Here is a 16,526-nt window from a genome sequence, read left to right as displayed (position 1 = left end):
GCGGGGAGCGGCGCCCACCACACCTCCTTGCCGACGGCGGCGCGCATGACACCCCCCGGTTTCCCGCATTTTCTTCGTCTCTCGCATCCAACCATGCCCCTTTGGACGCCCGCTCATTACCCGTGGGTTCAGCGGGCTAGTCAGCGTTTCCCGGACTATCGGAGGTCGGCGGGTGCAGGGGCGCACCGGGAGAGCACCCGGGCGAGCGCCTCCACCACCCGGGGCTCGTGGTCGTACGCGGTGGCCAGCCGGAGCCGCTCCAGCGCGCGCAGGGGCCCGCGCGCCTCGGCACCGGTCGGATCGTCGTAGTCGGCGGGGGTGGCGAAATCGTCGTAGGCACGCACGGTGGCGACGATCCTGGCGGCGAGCGGCTGGGCCCGGTACGGCTCACCCTGCCGCTCCACGGCCACGGCGACCGCGGCGGGCACCCCGGCCCGCCGGGCCACGACCCCGGCGAGCAGTGCGGCGCGCCGCCGCTCGGCGGGCGGCGCCACGTCGGGAAGGGCGAGCCGGCCGACGTCGCGGAGCAGGGCCGCGTGCTCCACCGCGTCGAGCTCGGCCGCGCTCAGGCCGAGCTCCCGCCCGACGGCCCGGCCGAGCGCCGCGACACGGTGGGACCGCCCGCTGGGGACGTGGCCCGCGATCTCCGTGGCACGGGCGAGGGCGGCGACGGTCTGGTGCCGGACGACCCGTGCGGCCTCCGGGCGACGGGCTCCGAGCTGGACGAACAGCAGCGGCAGGCCGAGGGCCGGCAGCGCCCAGAGCCCGGCGGCGCCGACGGCCGGTGCCATCACCACGCCGGTCGCGTGGATCGCGGTGCCCGGCCCTTCCACGGCCCGCAGCTCCGTGCGCAGGGCCCGCCCGTACCGGCCGCCGGTGCGGGCCCGGGCGAGCGCGGCGGCGAGCAGCGCGTCCCCCAGGGTGCTGAGCACGAGGAGGGACAGGAGGTAGATCACGTAATACGGGCCGTGGCCGGGCCACCGGTCCAGGACGCCGGTGTGGTGCGGTGGCTGGAAACAACCGGCGACGAAGGCGGTGGTCAGCACGCGGCGGGCCAGTTCGTCGAGCGCGGGCGGCCGTCCGATCGCTCCCGCGAGGGTGGCGGCGAACACGACGGCGACGACCTGCGGCACGCCGTGCACGGCTTCCCGGCCCCCGATCTGGCCGAGCAGCGCGTAGGCGAGCGCCCCGGCGGCCCCGACGGGCGCGGGCGGCCGGGGCGTCTGCCCGTCCCGCCCGCCCGGGTGCGGCCGCCACGTCGCCTCACCGAGCGCGATCAGCGCTCCCCAGGCGAGCGCCACCTGCGGTTGCGCCACCCCGTGCCACGCGGTCCACCCGACCGCCAGCACGGCGACGGCCCCGGCGACGGCATGCACCCCGCGGACGAACCGCCGACCGGTGAGGGTGTCGCTCCCGGCGGGGGCGGCGGGCCAGGCCCGGTGCCGGGCCCAGGGCCCGTCGGCCCGGCCGGCCGGATCGCGCCGGGTGCCGCTCGCTTCGCCGGGGCGAGGTGCGTACCCATCGGGGCCCCACCGATACGGATCCGGCCACGGTTCGCCCCCGGGCCACTCCCCACGACCGAGGCCGGGGGCCGGGGCCACCGGGTGGCCGGGCGGCGCCTTGGTGCCCTCGGCGTCGGCCGGGTGGACGTCGGCGCCCGGGCCACGGGCCGCGCGAGGGGTCATCGCTCGCCCCCGCGGCCCACGGCGGCATCCGCACTACAGCCCGAAGGGACGTTTCGGCTGACGGGAACGGCCAGGTCGGAGGCGTCCGCGGGGACCACGAGGCCCCAGCCCCGGCGGTCCAGGGCGCGGGTCAGGGCGGCGACCATGCGGGGGTCGAAGTGGGAGCCCGCGCACCGGTGGAGTTCGGCGAGGGCGACGGGGACCGGCCGGGCGCGGCTGTAGCTGCGGTTGGAGGTCATGGCGTCGAAGGCGTCCGCGACGGCGACGACGCGGGCGGACTCCGGGATGTGATGCCCCGTCAGGCCGTGCGGGTAGCCCGTGCCGTCCAGCCGCTCGTGGTGGTGCAGGATCGCCGCCCGCGCCTCGTCCAGGAAGGCGATGCCGCGCACGATCTCGTGCCCGTACTCCGGGTGGAGCTCGATGACGCGGCGCTCCTCGGGGGTCAGCGGCCCGTCCTTGCGCAGCAGCCGGGTAGGGACGCCGATCTTGCCGATGTCGTGCAGCACGCCCGCGAGGCGCATCGTCTCCAGTCGTTCACCGGTCATGCCCAGCTCGCGGGCGATCAGCACCGAGGCCCGCCCGACGCGCTCGCAGTGCGCCCGGGTGTAGCGGTCCTTGAGATCGACGGCCTGCACCAGTGCCCGTACCGCTTCCTGCTGGGCGGCGCGCTCGCGCCTGCCGCTGTCCAGGAGCCAACCGGACAGGGCCATGGGCAGCAGCACGAGCAGTGCCGCCGCCGGCCCGTACGCGCCGCGCCACAGGATCGCGGCCAGCAGCGCGGCCGGCCCGTGGACGAGCGTGGGCCCGAGCAAGCCGGTCGGCAGACCGCTCAGGAGCGCGGAAAAAGGGCGGTGCTCGGCGGCGACCTGGATCGCCCCGTCCAGGACGGTGAGGACCAGAGCGCAGACCAGGGCGGCGGTGAGGGCGGGAGGCAGCGCGTGAAGGCCGGGGAGCGGCGAGAAGGCGGCGAAGACGGAGGAGGCGGCCCACACCGCCAGCGACTGCTGGGCCGCGTGCCACAGGCGGCGCGTGGCCACCGGGGGCCGCTCGACCCTGCCGACGAGCGCGCCCGGCACGGCGACGAGCGCGGCGGCGGCCGGTGGCAGCACGAACGCGGCGGTGAGCAGCACGGGGAGGGCGAGGGACCGGCGGGGCAGCCGCTCGGCGGCCGCGCCGACGGCGGCGAGGAGCGCGACCGCCGCCCAGGGGACGCCGGCACCGGCCCGCAGCGCGGGGGCCGCGCACAGCGCCGCGGCGAGTACGGCGCCCATGACCAGGGCGCGCGCCGTCGCCGGAAGTGCCCACATGGCGCGTCCTCCCCGTCCATTCAGGCTTGCCTGTGGATGGGGAGAATAGGCTCATATACGGCCGGAGAACGGCGCATCGAGGGATTGCCCGGCCCGTATCTGCCGGATGCACACCTTCGGGTGATGATCTGGGGCGCGGTGGTTTGCTCCGGCCCGATCCGGGGCGCGAAGCGGAACGGGCCGAGGGAAGCCGGGCGGGAGCCGAGCGGGAAGGGGCGCGCGGGAAGGAACGGCGCCCGGGCGGGCTCAGGGCCGGCCGGGCTCCCGGCTCAGTCCCGGGAGACCGCGTCCGCCGCCTCCGCCGCCCTGGCCTCGGCCACGACGTCCTGCTCGGGCAGGGCTTCGCCGGCGCGGATCATCTCGATCCGGCCCATGACCTTCGACCGGAGGTCGGCGGGGACGTCGTCGTGGCCGCAGCAGCGCTTGACGAGCTTCTTCACGGCCTGCTCCAGCCCGTACTTCTCCAGGCACGGGGAGCATTCGTCGATGTGCACCTCGAACTTGGCGCAGTCACCGTCGGGCATCTCGTGATCGAGGAACTCGTAAAGATGGTCGAGGACTTCAGAGCAGTCCGTCTCGTGCGGGTCTCCGCAGCTCATGAGTCCGAGCCTTTCCGATTGTGCGACTCGTCGGAGCCCTTCGCTCCGGGGGTGGCCCCGGCCGGAACCAGTCCCCGCTCGCGGGCGTAGTCCTCGAGCATTCCGCGCAGCTGACGACGGCCCCGGTGCAGTCGGGACATGACCGTACCGATGGGCGTACCCATGATGTCCGCGATCTCCTTGTACGCAAAGCCCTCCACGTCCGCGAGGTAGACCGCTATGCGGAATTCCTCGGGAATGGCCTGCAGGGCCTCCTTGACATCGGAGTCGGGGAGGTGGTCGAGCGCCTGGGACTCGGCGGAGCGCAGTCCGGTCGACATATGCGACTCGGCGCGCGCCAGCTGCCAGTCCTCGATCTCCTCGGAGGCGCTGCGCAGCGGCTCACGCTGCTTCTTGCGGTACGAATTGATGAACGTGTTCGTCAGAATGCGGTACAGCCACGCCTTGAGGTTCGTACCGTCGCGGAACTGGTGGAAGGACGCGTAAGCCTTCGCGTACGTCTCCTGGACCAAGTCCTCCGCGTCAGCGGGATTGCGCGTCATGCGCAGGGCGGCCGAGTACATCTGGTCGAGGAAGGTGAGGGCGTCCCGCTCGAAGCGGGCATTGCGCTCGGCAGCGCTCTCCGTGGGCTGCCGCTCCTGGCTGTCATCCGTCCCCGCGTCGGTCCCAGTGACCGGACCCACCTCCTCCAGCACAGTGGCGGAACCGGATACGGACCCGCTCGAATCGGAGAATAGACGACGATCCGGTGCGCCCGCCGCTCCAGCCAGGGCCGGACGGGCCACGCGCAGCACCGACCATTCGAGGTCGGCCGACTGCGGGCGGGACGGGCAAGCGATCGAACCCATGCGGGGAACTCCCAATCCTCTGCTCTACCGGTACGTATCTACGACTGACACAACAGCGACAACGGATGTCGCATTCCCCACCGGCCCACCCATTGTCGATCTTTGAACGATCTTTGCCCATCGAACGGTTCCTGCCGATCGAACGGTCCTTGCCGATCAGCCATGGAGCCGTCAGCCGACGACCAGTCATCGACCGACCGGCATCGACCGGCCGTTCGTCAGCGCGGCAGCCCGTCCAGCCATCCGCCGACGGCGTCGGTGATCACCGCGAGCGCGTCCTCCTGTGTGAGGTCCGCCTTCTTCGGCACGGCGAAGCCGTGGTCACCGAACGGCACCGCGACCGGCTCGGTGCCCGGTGGGAATTCCTCGGGCCGCCCGAAGGGGTCACGGGCGCCCTGGACGACGAGCGTCGGCAGCCCGGCGCCCGTCAGCTCCTCGGCGCGGGACTTCTCCGGCTTGCCCGGCGGGTGCAGAGGGAAGCTCAGCGCGAGGACGGCGATGGCACCCAGCTCCGCGCCCGTGCGGCACGCGACCCGGGCCCCGGCGCTCCGGCCGCCCGCGACGACCGGCACACCCGGCGCGGCGAGCGCGGGCCACAGCGCGACCCAGGCCGCGTCGAGTGCCTTCGGGGCGGGGGCCACCTTCTTGCCCGCGACCCGCCACGGTTGCTCGACGAGCGCGACGTCCACCCCTCGGCCGGGCAGCGCGGCGGCGAGCGCCCTCAGGTCACGGGCCTCGATGCCGCCGCCCGCGCCGTGCCCGAGGGCGAGCGTGAACCGCGCACCGGGCACGGAGTACCAATGGATACGGGCATCCCCGGCCGGGGTCGGCACCGTCTCGACAGTCGCTTCGGCCACTGGGCCCTCCGTGGTCTCTTCCGTCACCGATTCGATCATCGAATCGCTCACCGGCCATCCTGCCGCCCCCAGAACAGCCCACCCGAGGAGCCTCTCCGAACAGTCTCGGAACGACCGCGGAACAGCCCTCAGAAGAGCGTCGTCTCCTCCGGCGCCTCGAGCTCGGTGAGCAGCTCCGGCCCGTTGTTGCGGACGTCGCTGACCGCCGTCGCCACCGGGTAGGCCCGTACGAGACCGGCGGCCGGCGGGGCCAGCAGCGCGCGCAGCTCGGCGGGGTCGGTGCGGGCCGGGTCCAGCCACGCGTCCCACCGGTCCGGCGGCAGCACCAGCGGCATCCGCGGGTGGATCTCCGCCAGCGAGCGCGGCCCGGCCTCCTCCTGGGCACCGCCGGGGGCGAACGGCTCCGGTTCGGCCTCGGTCGTTATCACCGAGCAGGTCACCCACCACGCCTGCGGGTGGTCGCCGGGCAGCGCCGGGTCGCGCCAGAACTCGTAGATCCCCGCCAGTGCCATGACCGAGCCGTCCGCCGGGGTGACGAAGTAGGGCTGCTTGCGGGACCGCTTCCGGCGGCCCTTCTCCTCCAGCTCGCGCTCACCGGCCCCGGTGACCCACTCGAAATAGCCGTCGGCCGGGAGCAGGCAGCGCCGCGACTCGAAGGCCTGGCGGAAGGACGGCTTCTCGTGGACCGTCTCCGCCCGCGCGTTGATCATCTTCGCGGCGCCCTCGGGCGATTTCGCCCACGACGGCACCAGGCCCCACCGCAGCGCCCGCAGCTGACGAACCGGACGCCGGTCGACGGCGTCTTTCACAGGACGCATCAGCACCGCGTGGACGCTCTTGGTCGGCGCCACGTTCCAGTCCGGAGCCAGCGTCTCCGTCGGTTCCCATTTCTCCACCCCGAAGAGCCCGACCAGATCCTCCGGCCGCCGGCTCGCCGCATATCGCCCGCACATGAGTGCCACACTGCCGCGACGACCCAAGGAGCCGCTCACACATGGACAGCACGAACGCCACCGACCTGTGGGACCGCGTCGTCGGCACCCAGCCCGACCCGTCGACGTGGCTGGTGGTGCTCACCGCTGTCGTGGCGCTCGCGGCGGTCGCCCCCTACGGGGTGTGGCGGGTGACCCGTAACGCGATCACCATTGCCCACGAGGGCGGCCACGGGCTCGTGGCCCTGCTCAGCGGCCGTCGGCTGGACGGCATCCGGCTGCACTCGGACACCTCGGGCCTGACCGTCTCGCGCGGCAAGCCGACCGGCATCGGCATGATCCTGACCGCCGCCGCCGGCTACACCGCCCCCTCGCTGCTCGGCCTCCTCGGCGCCTGGCTGCTGGCCGCCGGGCACATCACCGCCCTGCTGTGGGGCGCGACCGGGCTGCTCGCCGCGATGCTGGTGATGATCCGCAACGCCTACGGCGTCCTGACGGTCGTCCTCGCCGGAGCGGCGTTCGTCCTTGTCTCCTGGCTGACCGGCCCGGCGGTGCAGGCGGCGTTCGCGTACGGGGTGGTGTGGTTCCTGCTGCTGGGCGGGGTCCGGCCGGCCTTCGAGCTCCAGCGGAAGCGGCGGCACGGCGGGGCGCCGGATTCCGACGCGGACCAGCTGGGGCGGCTCACGAACGTGCCGCCGGTGATCTGGCTGGGCTTCTTCCATGTGGTGTCGCTGTGCTCGCTGACCGGCGGCGGGCGCTGGCTGCTCGGACTGTGACCCGGACGAGCCACTAAGGTAAAGGCATGACCGAGAGCCCCGCGCACACCGACCTCTGGCCCGCCCCGACCGCGACCGGAGCAGTCGACGCGACCGTCACCGTGCCCGGATCGAAGTCGGTCACCAACCGCGCCCTCGTCCTGGCCGCCCTCGCCTCCGAGCCCGGCTGGGTCCGCCGCCCGCTGCGCTCCCGGGACACCCTGCTGATGGCCGAGGCACTGCGCGCCATGGGCGTCGGCATCGAGGAGACGGTGTCCTCCGCCTCCGCGGACTCCGAGGGCGAGGCCTGGCGGGTGATCCCCGCCCGGCTGCACGGCCCGGCCACCGTCGACGTCGGCAACGCCGGCACGGTCATGCGCTTCCTGCCGCCCGTCGCCGCCCTCGCCGACGGCCCGATCCGCTTCGACGGCGACCCGCGCAGCTACGAGCGCCCGCTGCACGGCGTGATCGACGCGCTGCGCGCCCTCGGCGCCCGCATCGACGACAACGAACGCGGCGCGCTGCCGCTGACCGTGCACGGCGGCGGTGCCCTGGACGGCGGGCCGGTGGAGATCGACGCGTCCTCGTCCTCGCAGTTCGTCAGCGCCCTGCTGCTGTCCGGGCCGCGCTTCAACCAGGGTGTCGAGGTGCGCCACATCGGTGGCGTGCTGCCCTCGATGCCGCACATCCGGATGACCGTGGACATGCTGCGGACGGCTGGTGCCCAGGTGGACACCCCCGAGTCCGGCGGCGAGCCGGACGTCTGGCGGGTCTCCCCCAGCGCCCTGCTGGGCCGGGACATCGTGGTGGAGCCCGACCTGTCCAACGCGGCGCCGTTCCTGGCGGCCGCCCTGGTCACCGGCGGCAAGGTCACCATCCCCGACTGGCCCGAGCACACCACCCAGCCGGGCGACGCGCTGCGCGACATCTTCACCGCCATGGGCGGCAGCTGTGAGCTGACGGAGGCCGGTCTGACCTTCACCGGTACGGGCCGGATCACCGGCATCGACGCCGATCTGCACGAGGTCGGCGAGCTGTCCCCGGTGATCGCGGCGGTCGCCGCCCTCGCCGACTCCGAGTCCGTCCTGCGCGGCATCGCCCATCTGCGGCTGCACGAGACCGACCGGCTCGCGGCCCTCGCCAAGGAGATCAACGAGCTCGGTGGCGATGTCACCGAGACCGAGGACGGGCTGCACATCCGCCCGCGCGCCCTGCACGGCGGTGTCTTCCACACCTACGAGGACCACCGGCTCGCCACCGCGGCCGCCGTCATCGGCCTGGCCGTCGAGGGCGTCCAGGTGGAGAACGTGGCGACCACCGCGAAGACCCTCCCCGACTTCCCGGCCCTGTGGACCGGCATGCTCGGGCCGGTCGCCGGGGCGGCCCCGGCAGGCAGAGTCTGAGAGAGCGGAAGAGCACCATGCGCCGCTACGGCAAGAACCCCGACGAGGACGACATCCGCGTCCGGCCCAACCGCAAGGGCAACCGCCCCCGCACCAACATCCGCCCCAAGCACGAGGACGCCTCCGAGGGCTTCGTCCTCACCGTCGACCGGGGCCGGCTGCACGTCCTCGTCGAGGACCGCACCATCATCGCGATGAAGGCACGCGAACTGGGGCGCAAGGGGGCCGTGGTGGGCGACCGGGTCGCCGTCGTGGGCGACCTGAGCGGCGCCAAGGACACCCTGGCGCGGATCGTCCGGGTCGAGGAGCGCTCCTCCGTGCTGCGCCGTACCGCCGATGACGACGACCCCTTCGAGCGGGTCGTCGTCGCCAACGCCGACCAGCTCGCGATCGTCACCGCCCTCGCCGACCCCGAGCCCCGGCCCCGGCTCATCGACCGCTGTCTGGTCGCCGCGTACGACGCGGGGCTGGAACCGCTGCTCGTGCTGACGAAGTCGGACCTGGCCTCCCCGGACAAGCTCCTGGAGTCCTACGGGGCACTGGGCGTGCCCTATGTGGTGACCAGCCGTGAGGAGCTGGCCGCCGGTGCCGCCGCCGAGCGGGTCCGGGAGCGGCTGACGGACCGGGTCACCGCGTTCGTCGGGCACTCGGGCGTCGGCAAGACCACCCTCGTCAACGCGCTCGTCGAGCGGCAGCGGGCCACCGGCCACGTCAACGCGGTCACCGGCCGCGGCCGCCACACGACGACCTCGGCACTGGCCCTGCCCCTCCCGGGCGATACGGGCTGGGTGATCGACACCCCGGGCGTCCGGTCCTTCGGGCTGCACCACGTGGACCCCTCGCGGGTCATCCTCGCCTTCCCCGACCTGGTGCCCGGCACGGAGGACTGCCCGCGCGCGTGCAGCCACGACGAGCCGGACTGCGCGCTGGACCAGTGGGTGACGGACGGTCACGCCGATCCGCAGCGGCTCTACTCCCTGCGGCGGCTGCTCGCGACCCGGGAGCGGCGCGAAGGCGACTGATCGCCTACGTTTGCGAGTGACCGCCAGTGGCAAGGGCATGCAAGAGCACCGGATTGCCGGCGCGGTCGCGAATACGGGAGGCAATCTGATGGCGTGGCTGCTGGTCGTGGTCGCCGGACTGCTGGAGACCGGCTTCGCCGTCTGCCTCAAGCTCTCCCACGGCTTCACCCGGCTGTGGCCCACGATCGCCTTCGCCTGCTTCGCGCTCGGCAGCTTCGGCCTGCTGACGCTCGCGCTCAGAAGGCTCGACGTGGGCCCGGCCTACGCCGTCTGGACGGGCATCGGCGCGGCCGGCACGGCCATCTACGGCATGGTCTTCCTGGACGACCTGGTCTCCACCCTCAAGCTCGTCTCGATCTCCTTCGTGATCGTGGGCGTGATCGGGCTCCAGCTCTCCGGCTCCTCCCACTGACGCCCCGTCGGCCGCCGGGCCGTGTGCCGCCTCCCGCCCGTCACCCGTCGGCGAGGAGGGCGCGGGCGAGACGCGCGACGTCGACCGCCACCGCCTCGTCGGAGTCGCCCGGGGCGAGCACATAGGACAGCGTGAGGCGGACCGCGGCCGCGCAGGCCCGCCGGGCGGTCTCCGGGGCGGCCGGGGCCGTGATCGCACCGGCCACCCGGTCCGTGATCCGGTCGGCCATCGCCGTGGGGGTGGGCGCGCCCCGCAGCACCGGCGTCTCGGGCCGGGCGCGCTGCGCCGGGACGGCGGCGGGCACGGTGGCCGGGAGCCGCTCGCTGCGGCAGCCGGTGAGCACGGCCCGTACGAGCGGGTTCGTCCGGGCCGTGCGCAGGGTCCACAGGGCCACGGCGGCGCAGTGGTCACCCGGATCGCCGATGCCACGGGCGGTGGCGTCGGCGAGGGTGCGCTCCACGCCGGCGAGGAACACGTCCGCCTCGCGGCGCACCAGGGCGCGCCCGAGGCCGTCCTTGCCACCGAATTCGTTGTACAGCGTCTGCCGGGACACCCCGGCGGCGGCCGCGACGTCGACCATCCGGACCCCGCTCCAGGGCCGGGCGGCGAGCGCCACGAAGGCCGCGTCCAGCAAGAGTTCTCGTGCCGCGGGCATCGTCGCCTCCCCGGCCGTGCGGCCGCACGACGGTCTGGGCTCAGAATTGACGCACCGCCAGACGGTGTCAAGACCCGGGCGGGCCGCACGGGACTGCGGGGTACCCCCGGGTACTGTGCAGTCATGTCCGACTACCACGATGATCTGCGCCTGGCCCACGTCCTCGCGGACGCCGCCGATGCGGCGACCATGGACCGGTTCAAGGCCCTCGACCTCAAGGTCGAGACCAAACCGGACATGACTCCGGTGAGCGAGGCGGACAAGGCCGCCGAGGAGCTGATCCGCGGCCATCTCCAGCGGGCCCGCCCGCGGGACGCCGTGCTGGGCGAGGAGTTCGGGGCCGAGGGCACGGGTCCGCGACGCTGGGTCGTCGACCCGATCGACGGCACCAAGAACTACGTCCGCGGGGTGCCGGTCTGGGCCACGCTGATCTCGCTGATGGTGCAGGTCGAGGGCGGTTTCGAGCCGGTCGTCGGCGTGGTGTCGGCGCCGGCGCTGGGCCGCCGCTGGTGGGCGGCGAAGGGCGCGGGGGCCTTCACCGGCCGCAGCCTGCTGTCGGCGTCGCGGCTGCAGGTCTCGCGGGTGGGCCGGATCGAGGACGCGTCGTTCGCGTACTCCTCGCTGTCCGGCTGGGAGGAGCGCGGCATGCTGCCGGGCTTCCTGGATCTGTCGCGCGACTGCTGGCGGACCCGCGGCTACGGCGACTTCTGGCCGTACATGATGGTCGCCGAGGGCTCGGTGGACATGTGCGCGGAGCCGGAGCTGTCGCTGTGGGACATGGCGGCGAACGTCGTCATCGTCGAGGAGGCGGGCGGGCGCTTCACCGGCCTGGACGGCCGCCCCGGCCCGCACAGCGGGAACGCCGCCGCGTCGAACGGACTGCTGCACGACGAGCTGCTGGGCTACTTCAGCAAGTAGGCACGCCACCGGGAGCCGTTCACCGTCAGGACGCGCTCCCGGCCCAAACCTCGATATCGAAGCGCGCGGATCGGTGCTTCCACCTCCGCACGACCCCTTGTTGTGCCCGCTCGGCCGTGTGACGATGACAGCCCCATGCTTGTGAACTTGTGAATCCTTTCTCGGACTCACGGTCCACCAAGGAGGTGGCTCCGACCATGCTCGTCCGCGACGCCATGAGCACGGTGGTCCTCACCATCGGCCCCGCCCACACCCTCAGGCAGGCCGCGCGGATGATGTCCGCGCGCCGAATAGGAGCGGCGATAGTCCTCGATCCGGACACCAGCGGGCTCGGCATCCTCACCGAGCGCGACATCCTCAACTCGGTCGGCGCCGGTGAGGATCCGGACCGGGAGACCGCGCAGGGCCACACGACGACGGACGTCGTCTTCGCGGCCCCGGAATGGACACTGGAGGACGCCGCGTGCGCCATGGCCCACGGCGGCTTCCGGCATCTGATCGTCCTCGACGGGGACGGGCCCGTGGGCATCGTGTCGGTCCGCGACATCATCCGCCGCTGGGCACCCCTGCGCGCCGGACGGCGGCAGCCGGGCGTGCTGGCGGGCTGAGCGGAAAAAGCCGGAGGGACCGGAGCCCATTGGCGTCCGGTCCCTCCGGTGGGTACGGCAAGCGGCTGTTGGGACCAGCCCCGCGGCGGTCGGGCCGCCGCGGGACTCAGCCGCGCAGGGCCTGGACCGCGGCTTCGAGCCGCTTGCCGTAGTCGGGGTCCGCCTGGCGGAAGTTGCTGATCGCGCGCTCGGCGATGTCGTCGCGCGAGACCTTGGCGATGAAGTCGGCGAGGTTGTCGATCAGCCGGCCCTTCTCCTCCTCCGACATCAGCCGGTAGAGGTTGCCCGCCTGGACGAAGTCGTTGTCCTCGGCGTGCGAGGGAGCCTCGGGGCTACCGGTGTAGCCGGTGACCTCGGTGGGCTGCCACAGCGGCCGGCCGGTCTCCTGCGGTCCGCCGAAGCTGTTGGGCTCGTAGTTCTTGGCCCGCCCGTGGCGGCCGTCGTAGGCGTAGCCGTCACGGCTGTTCGTCCGCGCCTCGGTGGCGTGCGGACGGTTCACCGGCAGGTGGTCGGCGTTGATGCCGACGCGGTAGCGGTGGGCGTCGCCGTAGGCGAAGAGCCGGCCCTGGAGCATCTTGTCCGGGGACGGGCCGATGCCCGGCACGAAGTGCGCCGGAGAGAAGATCGACTGCTCGACCTCGGCGAAGATGTTCTCCGGGTTGCGGTTGAGCTCCAGCTTGCCGATCTCGATCGGCGGGTAGTCCTCGTGCGGCCACACCTTGGTGAGGTCGAACGGGTTGAAGCGGTAGGTCGCCGCGTCGGCCGCCGGCATGATCTGCATCTGCACGGTCCAGCTCGGGAAGTCCCCGCGCTCGATGGACTCGCGCAGATCGCGCTGGTGACTGTCGGGGTCCATGCCGGAGATCTGGTTGGCCTCCGCGGTGGTGAGGTTCTTGATCCCCTGGTCGGTCTTGAAGTGGTACTTGACCCAGAAGACCTCGCCGGCCTCGTTGTTCCACTGGTAGGTGTGGGAGCCGTAGCCGTTCATGTGGCGGTAGGAGGCCGGGATGCCTCGGTCGCCGAAGAGCCAGGTCACCTGGTGGGTGGCCTCGGGCGACAGCCCCCAGAAGTCCCAGACGTTGTCCGCCTCCTGCGAGCCGGTGTACGGGTCGCGCTTCTGGGTGTGGATGAAGTCGGGGAACTTGATGGCGTCCTTGATGAAGAACACCGGGGTGTTGTTGCCGACGAGGTCGTAGTTGCCCTCTTCGGTGTAGAACTTCAGCGCGAAACCGCGGGGGTCGCGCACCGCGTCGGCCGAACCCAGGTTGCCCGCGACGGTGGAGAAGCGCAGGAACGTCTCGGTCTGCTTGCCGACCTCGGAGAGGAACTTGGCCCGGGTGTACCGGGTGACGTCCGCCGTCACGGTGAAGGTGCCGTACGCCCCGGCGCCACGGGCGTGCACCACGCGCTCCGGAATGCGCTCGCGGTTGAAGTGCGCGAGCTTCTCGATCAGCGACTGGTCCTGCACCAGGACGGGGCCGCCGAGGCCCGCGGACTCACTGTTCTGGTTGTCCGCGACCGGAGCTCCGGACTCCGTGGTCAGCGGACCCGTTCCCGAAATGGCCTCGCCCTGAACCGACACGTGCGCCTCCGTCTTTTTCGTCCTGTCACCGGGCCCGCGTCACCGTCTCCGGAGGCCCGAGCCGAACTCGATCCTACATTGGACTTTGTCTAAGTCAAGATGGATCAGACATAAATACGCGATCCATTGATGGACAAGCCTCGCTGCTACGCTGGTCCTATCTGACTGATAGGTGATGGCATGAGTGACCTGCTGGAACGGCTCCGGGGACGCGGCTGGCGGCTGACCGCGCAGCGACGCGTCGTCGCCGAGGTCCTCGACGGGGACCACGTGCACTACACCGCGGACGAGGTGCACGCCAAGGCGGCGGACCTCCTGCCCGAGATCTCGCGCGCGACGGTGTACAACACCCTCGGCGAGCTGGTCTCCCTGGGCGAGATCCTCGAGGTGAGCACGGACGGGCGCGCCAAGCGCTACGACCCGAACGCACACCACGCGCACCAGCACCTGGTGTGCTCGCAGTGCGGCACGATCCGCGACGTCCACCCCTCCGGGGACCTGCTCGCCGACCTCCCGGCGCACGAGCGCTTCGGCTTCCAGGTCTCGGCGGTCGAGGTGACCTACCGCGGCATCTGCCCGAACTGCTCGACGGCGTGACGCGACGCCCGTGACGGACGGCGGCGGCCATGGCCGCCGCCGTTTCCCCGGGACGGGCCAAAGGGCGCGCGAACGGCTCCGGACATACAACAAAGGCCCGGATCCTTGAAGGATCCGGGCCTCGTCTTCGAGTAGCGGGGACAGGATTTGAACCTGCGACCTCTGGGTTATGAGCCCAGCGAGCTACCGAGCTGCTCCACCCCGCGTCGTTGACCCAACTGTAACCCGGCGGTAGCCCTTCAGGCAAACGGGTATGCAAACACCCGTGCGAACGGCCTCGGGACGGCCACGGCCGGGACGCCGCAGCCCCGGGGCCACTGGGCCGACGAGGGCGCCCGCCGGCTCTACGCCGACAGTTCCTGCTGCAACGCGTCCCGCAGCCGCGCCGCCCGCTCGGCGACCTCGGCCGGGCCGAGCTCGACAGCGCGGGCGCACCAGTGCTGCCCCTCGGCCAGATTGCCGCGCCGGGCCGCCAGCAGGGCGAGCCGGAGCGCGGCCCGCCCGTGGCCGGCCTGCGCGGCCCTGGCCCACCACAGCGCCGCCTCGGGCTCGCTGCCCTCGCGCGCGAGCAGCAGCCCGAGGTTGAAGGCGCCGTTGCGGCTGCCGGCCTCGGCGGCCTGGCGGTACCAGTGCGCGGCCTCGACCACGTCACCCCGTGCGGCGACGAGCATGCCGAGCCGGACCTGGGCCCGCCGGTGGCCCTGCCGGGCGGCGTGCCCGTACCACTTCTCGCACTCCTCCCACGTCTCGTCGTCGCGGTCGAGCAGCGCGCCCAGCCGGAAGGCCGCCTCGGCGCTGCCGCCGCGCACGGCGACCCGCAGATGGCGCTCCGCCTCCTCGTCCTCGCCGTCCCGCAGCAGGACCATGGCGACCTGGAGGGCCGCGTCGGTGTGCCCGGCGGCCGCGGCGCGCTCGTACCACTCGAAGGCCGACCGCTCCTCGTCCCGCCCGGCGTAGAGGATGCCCAGGTTGAACGCGGCGTCGACGCTGCCCGCCTCGGCGGCCTTGGAGAACCACGGCTCGGCCCCGGCGGAGTCGCCGCCCTGCAGCAGCAGCACGGCCAGCGCGTTGGCGGCCTCCTGGTGCCCGGCGTAGGCGGCCCGGCGGTACCACTGCTCGGCCTGCGCGGTGCGCCCCTGCTCGGCGCAGAGCAGGCCGAGGTTGTAGGCGCCGTTGACATCACCGGCGTCGAGCGCGGCGCGGTACCAGCGCTCGGCCTGCTGCGACTCGCCCCGGTCGGCGTGCAGGGCGCCCAGTGCGTTGGCGGCGTTGCCGTCGCCGTCCTGGGCGGCGCGGCGCCACCAGATCGCCGCGCTCTCGGTGTCACCGGCGTCGCGCAGCAGGAAGCCGAGGGCGCACGCGGCACGCGACTCCCCGTCCTTGGCGGAGGTCAGATACCAGCGCCCGGCCTCCTGGATCTCGCCGCGCGCCTCCAGCAGGGTGCCCAGGTGCAGGGCGGCGCGCCGGTGGCCGCGGGCGGCGGCCTGCCGGTACCACTGCTCGGCCTCACCGGCCGCGCTCTCGTCGCGGCGGCCGGCCGCCGCGGCCCGCAGATCACGGACCGAGGTGTCGACACCGCCGGCCGAGGCGTAGCGGGTGCCGGTGGAGGGGCCGAGGCCGCCGGGGCCGTCGCCGAGGCCGTCCAGCCCGGCGAGGCCGCCGGGACCCGTGCCACGGCGCGGCGCCCGGCCGTCGAGGATGCGCGCGAGGCGGTAGGCGGCCTCGCGGTGCCCGCGCTCGGCGGCGGAGCGGAACCACCGCTCGGCGCCCACGTCGCTGCGGTGCTCCAGCAGATCCGCGAGGGCGTACGCGCCGAGGGCGTGCCCGGACTCGGCGGACTGCCGCAGCCAGTACTCGGCGGCGGGCTCGTCGCCGCGCTCGCGGTGGTAGCGGCCGAGGGCATGGGCCGCGGCGGCCGAACCGGCGACGGCGGCGACGCGCCACCAGGAGGCGGCCTCGTCCGCGTAGCCGCGCTGGTGCAGCAGGACGCCCAGATTGTTGGCGGCGGAGCGGTCGCCGTCGGCGGTCGCGGCCCTCAGGTGGCGCTCGGCGCCGTCGAGGTCGCCGCGGCGCAGCAGCAGCGCGCCGAGCATGCTGAGGGCGGCGGGGTCGCCGGACTCCTCGGCCCGGCGCCGGGCGGTTTCGAGTTCGAGGTCGGCGGCGTCGGTGGAGAGGTCGCCCGTGTCGGCGCTCCCGCCGGGGCCGGCCGCCTCCGAGCCGAACGCCTGCGGTTCCTGATCGCTCCCGTCACCGGGAGCCTCCACAAGCCGACGTGTCCCCAACAACCTCGTCCTGTCCCCCATAAGACCCATCGTCGCACCACCCGCAACCCGCGTACACCTGGTA

Annotated in this window: 16 protein-coding genes and 1 tRNA gene; 7 read left to right on the top strand and 10 right to left on the bottom strand. The window is 73.2% G+C overall.

Annotated features, from left to right (window positions below; translation table 11 throughout):
• Positions 1-155 precede the first annotated feature (155 nt).
• The 6 genes from AB8O64_RS24070 to AB8O64_RS24045 all read right to left on the bottom strand — a co-directional run bounded on the left by AB8O64_RS24070 (position 156) and on the right by AB8O64_RS24045 (position 6,249).
• Entirely contained in the window at positions 156-1,685 is a 1,530-nt protein-coding gene (locus AB8O64_RS24070) for a metal-dependent phosphohydrolase (protein WP_370421317.1), read from the bottom strand.
• Entirely contained in the window at positions 1,682-2,992 is a 1,311-nt protein-coding gene (locus AB8O64_RS24065) for an HD-GYP domain-containing protein (RefSeq protein ID WP_370421315.1), read from the bottom strand. The genes AB8O64_RS24070 and AB8O64_RS24065 overlap by 4 nt, the downstream gene beginning before the upstream one ends.
• Before the next feature lie 269 nt (positions 2,993-3,261).
• Positions 3,262-3,591: a mycothiol system anti-sigma-R factor gene (gene rsrA / locus AB8O64_RS24060; RefSeq protein ID WP_356454853.1), complete on the bottom strand. Its 330-nt coding sequence runs from the start codon at positions 3,589-3,591 to the stop codon at positions 3,262-3,264.
• Positions 3,588-4,274, bottom strand: a complete 687-nt coding sequence (locus AB8O64_RS24055; RefSeq protein ID WP_207303976.1) for a sigma-70 family RNA polymerase sigma factor — start codon at positions 4,272-4,274, stop codon at positions 3,588-3,590. The genes rsrA and AB8O64_RS24055 overlap by 4 nt, the downstream gene beginning before the upstream one ends.
• Positions 4,275-4,657: 383 nt before the next feature.
• Positions 4,658-5,335 carry an alpha/beta family hydrolase gene (locus tag AB8O64_RS24050; protein WP_370423951.1) on the bottom strand — a complete coding sequence of 226 codons (678 nt, stop codon included), beginning with the start codon at positions 5,333-5,335 and terminating at the stop codon, positions 4,658-4,660.
• An 89-nt stretch (positions 5,336-5,424) separates the two neighbouring features.
• Entirely contained in the window at positions 5,425-6,249 is an 825-nt protein-coding gene (locus tag AB8O64_RS24045) for an SOS response-associated peptidase (RefSeq protein WP_370421313.1), read from the bottom strand.
• Positions 6,250-6,290: 41 nt separating this feature from the next.
• Here AB8O64_RS24045 and AB8O64_RS24040 point away from each other — a divergent pair, with 41 nt between their 5' ends.
• From AB8O64_RS24040 to AB8O64_RS24025, 4 genes are all read left to right on the top strand, one after another.
• On the top strand, positions 6,291-7,004 hold the full coding sequence (locus AB8O64_RS24040) for a M50 family metallopeptidase (RefSeq protein ID WP_370421311.1): 714 nt from the start codon (positions 6,291-6,293) through the stop codon (positions 7,002-7,004).
• 26 nt (positions 7,005-7,030) lie between these two features.
• Positions 7,031-8,386 carry a 3-phosphoshikimate 1-carboxyvinyltransferase gene (gene aroA / locus AB8O64_RS24035; RefSeq protein ID WP_370421310.1) on the top strand — a complete coding sequence of 452 codons (1,356 nt, stop codon included), beginning with the start codon at positions 7,031-7,033 and terminating at the stop codon, positions 8,384-8,386.
• Between the two features lie 17 nt (positions 8,387-8,403).
• Positions 8,404-9,408 carry a ribosome small subunit-dependent GTPase A gene (gene rsgA, locus AB8O64_RS24030; RefSeq protein ID WP_130879805.1) on the top strand — a complete coding sequence of 335 codons (1,005 nt, stop codon included), beginning with the start codon at positions 8,404-8,406 and terminating at the stop codon, positions 9,406-9,408.
• A gap of 88 nt (positions 9,409-9,496) precedes the next feature.
• Positions 9,497-9,820, top strand: coding sequence for a multidrug efflux SMR transporter (locus AB8O64_RS24025; protein ID WP_130879804.1), 324 nt, complete (start codon positions 9,497-9,499; stop codon positions 9,818-9,820).
• A gap of 40 nt (positions 9,821-9,860) precedes the next feature.
• Here AB8O64_RS24025 and AB8O64_RS24020 read toward each other — a convergent pair whose 3' ends face one another.
• On the bottom strand, positions 9,861-10,475 hold the full coding sequence (locus AB8O64_RS24020) for a TetR/AcrR family transcriptional regulator (RefSeq protein WP_370421309.1): 615 nt from the start codon (positions 10,473-10,475) through the stop codon (positions 9,861-9,863).
• Between the two features lie 123 nt (positions 10,476-10,598).
• Between AB8O64_RS24020 and hisN the strand changes: the two genes are divergently transcribed.
• Both hisN and AB8O64_RS24010 read left to right on the top strand, forming a co-directional pair.
• Entirely contained in the window at positions 10,599-11,393 is a 795-nt protein-coding gene (hisN, locus tag AB8O64_RS24015; RefSeq protein WP_361928947.1) for a histidinol-phosphatase, read from the top strand.
• A gap of 197 nt (positions 11,394-11,590) precedes the next feature.
• Positions 11,591-12,001, top strand: coding sequence for a cyclic nucleotide-binding/CBS domain-containing protein (locus AB8O64_RS24010; protein WP_370423950.1), 411 nt, complete (start codon positions 11,591-11,593; stop codon positions 11,999-12,001).
• Positions 12,002-12,107: 106 nt separating this feature from the next.
• Here the strand turns inward: AB8O64_RS24010 and AB8O64_RS24005 are convergent, their stop codons facing one another.
• Positions 12,108-13,583 (bottom strand): catalase, encoded by a 1,476-nt coding sequence (locus AB8O64_RS24005; RefSeq protein ID WP_370421307.1) that lies wholly within the window; start codon positions 13,581-13,583, stop codon positions 12,108-12,110.
• 180 nt (positions 13,584-13,763) lie between these two features.
• On the opposite strand from AB8O64_RS24005, the gene AB8O64_RS24000 reads away from it, so the two are divergent.
• Positions 13,764-14,180 carry a Fur family transcriptional regulator gene (locus tag AB8O64_RS24000; protein ID WP_370421305.1) on the top strand — a complete coding sequence of 139 codons (417 nt, stop codon included), beginning with the start codon at positions 13,764-13,766 and terminating at the stop codon, positions 14,178-14,180.
• A gap of 132 nt (positions 14,181-14,312) precedes the next feature.
• Here the strand turns inward: AB8O64_RS24000 and AB8O64_RS23995 are convergent.
• Both AB8O64_RS23995 and AB8O64_RS23990 read right to left on the bottom strand, forming a co-directional pair.
• Positions 14,313-14,386 (bottom strand) — tRNA-Met (locus tag AB8O64_RS23995).
• Between the two features lie 138 nt (positions 14,387-14,524).
• Complete coding sequence (locus AB8O64_RS23990; RefSeq protein WP_370421303.1) at positions 14,525-16,492, bottom strand: tetratricopeptide repeat protein; 1,968 nt, start codon at positions 16,490-16,492, stop codon at positions 14,525-14,527.
• Between the last annotated feature and the right edge of the window lie 34 nt (positions 16,493-16,526).

Source organism: Streptomyces sp. QH1-20 (assembly GCF_041283565.1).
Taxonomy (GTDB): domain Bacteria; phylum Actinomycetota; class Actinomycetes; order Streptomycetales; family Streptomycetaceae; genus Streptomyces; species Streptomyces syringius.
This window is presented reverse-complemented; position numbering and strand designations above follow the sequence as displayed.

Bases quoted from the DNA above. Each gene is read 5' to 3' on its own strand.
- AB8O64_RS24020 (WP_370421309.1), bottom strand. From the start codon at position 10,475: ATGCCCGCGGCACGAGAACTCTTGCTGGACGCGGCCTTCGTGGCGCTC.
- AB8O64_RS24065 (WP_370421315.1), bottom strand. From the start codon at position 2,992: ATGTGGGCACTTCCGGCGACGGCGCGCGCCCTGGTCATGGGCGCCGTA.
- AB8O64_RS24045 (WP_370421313.1), bottom strand. From the start codon at position 6,249: ATGTGCGGGCGATATGCGGCGAGCCGGCGGCCGGAGGATCTGGTCGGG.
- hisN (WP_361928947.1), top strand. From the start codon at position 10,599: ATGTCCGACTACCACGATGATCTGCGCCTGGCCCACGTCCTCGCGGAC.
- AB8O64_RS24070 (WP_370421317.1), bottom strand. From the start codon at position 1,685: ATGACCCCTCGCGCGGCCCGTGGCCCGGGCGCCGACGTCCACCCGGCC.
- aroA (WP_370421310.1), top strand. From the start codon at position 7,031: ATGACCGAGAGCCCCGCGCACACCGACCTCTGGCCCGCCCCGACCGCG.
- AB8O64_RS24000 (WP_370421305.1), top strand. From the start codon at position 13,764: ATGAGTGACCTGCTGGAACGGCTCCGGGGACGCGGCTGGCGGCTGACC.
- AB8O64_RS24025 (WP_130879804.1), top strand. From the start codon at position 9,497: ATGGCGTGGCTGCTGGTCGTGGTCGCCGGACTGCTGGAGACCGGCTTC.
- rsgA (WP_130879805.1), top strand. From the start codon at position 8,404: ATGCGCCGCTACGGCAAGAACCCCGACGAGGACGACATCCGCGTCCGG.
- AB8O64_RS24050 (WP_370423951.1), bottom strand. From the start codon at position 5,335: ATGATCGAATCGGTGACGGAAGAGACCACGGAGGGCCCAGTGGCCGAA.
- AB8O64_RS24040 (WP_370421311.1), top strand. From the start codon at position 6,291: ATGGACAGCACGAACGCCACCGACCTGTGGGACCGCGTCGTCGGCACC.
- AB8O64_RS24010 (WP_370423950.1), top strand. From the start codon at position 11,591: ATGCTCGTCCGCGACGCCATGAGCACGGTGGTCCTCACCATCGGCCCC.
- rsrA (WP_356454853.1), bottom strand. From the start codon at position 3,591: ATGAGCTGCGGAGACCCGCACGAGACGGACTGCTCTGAAGTCCTCGAC.
- AB8O64_RS23990 (WP_370421303.1), bottom strand. From the start codon at position 16,492: ATGGGTCTTATGGGGGACAGGACGAGGTTGTTGGGGACACGTCGGCTT.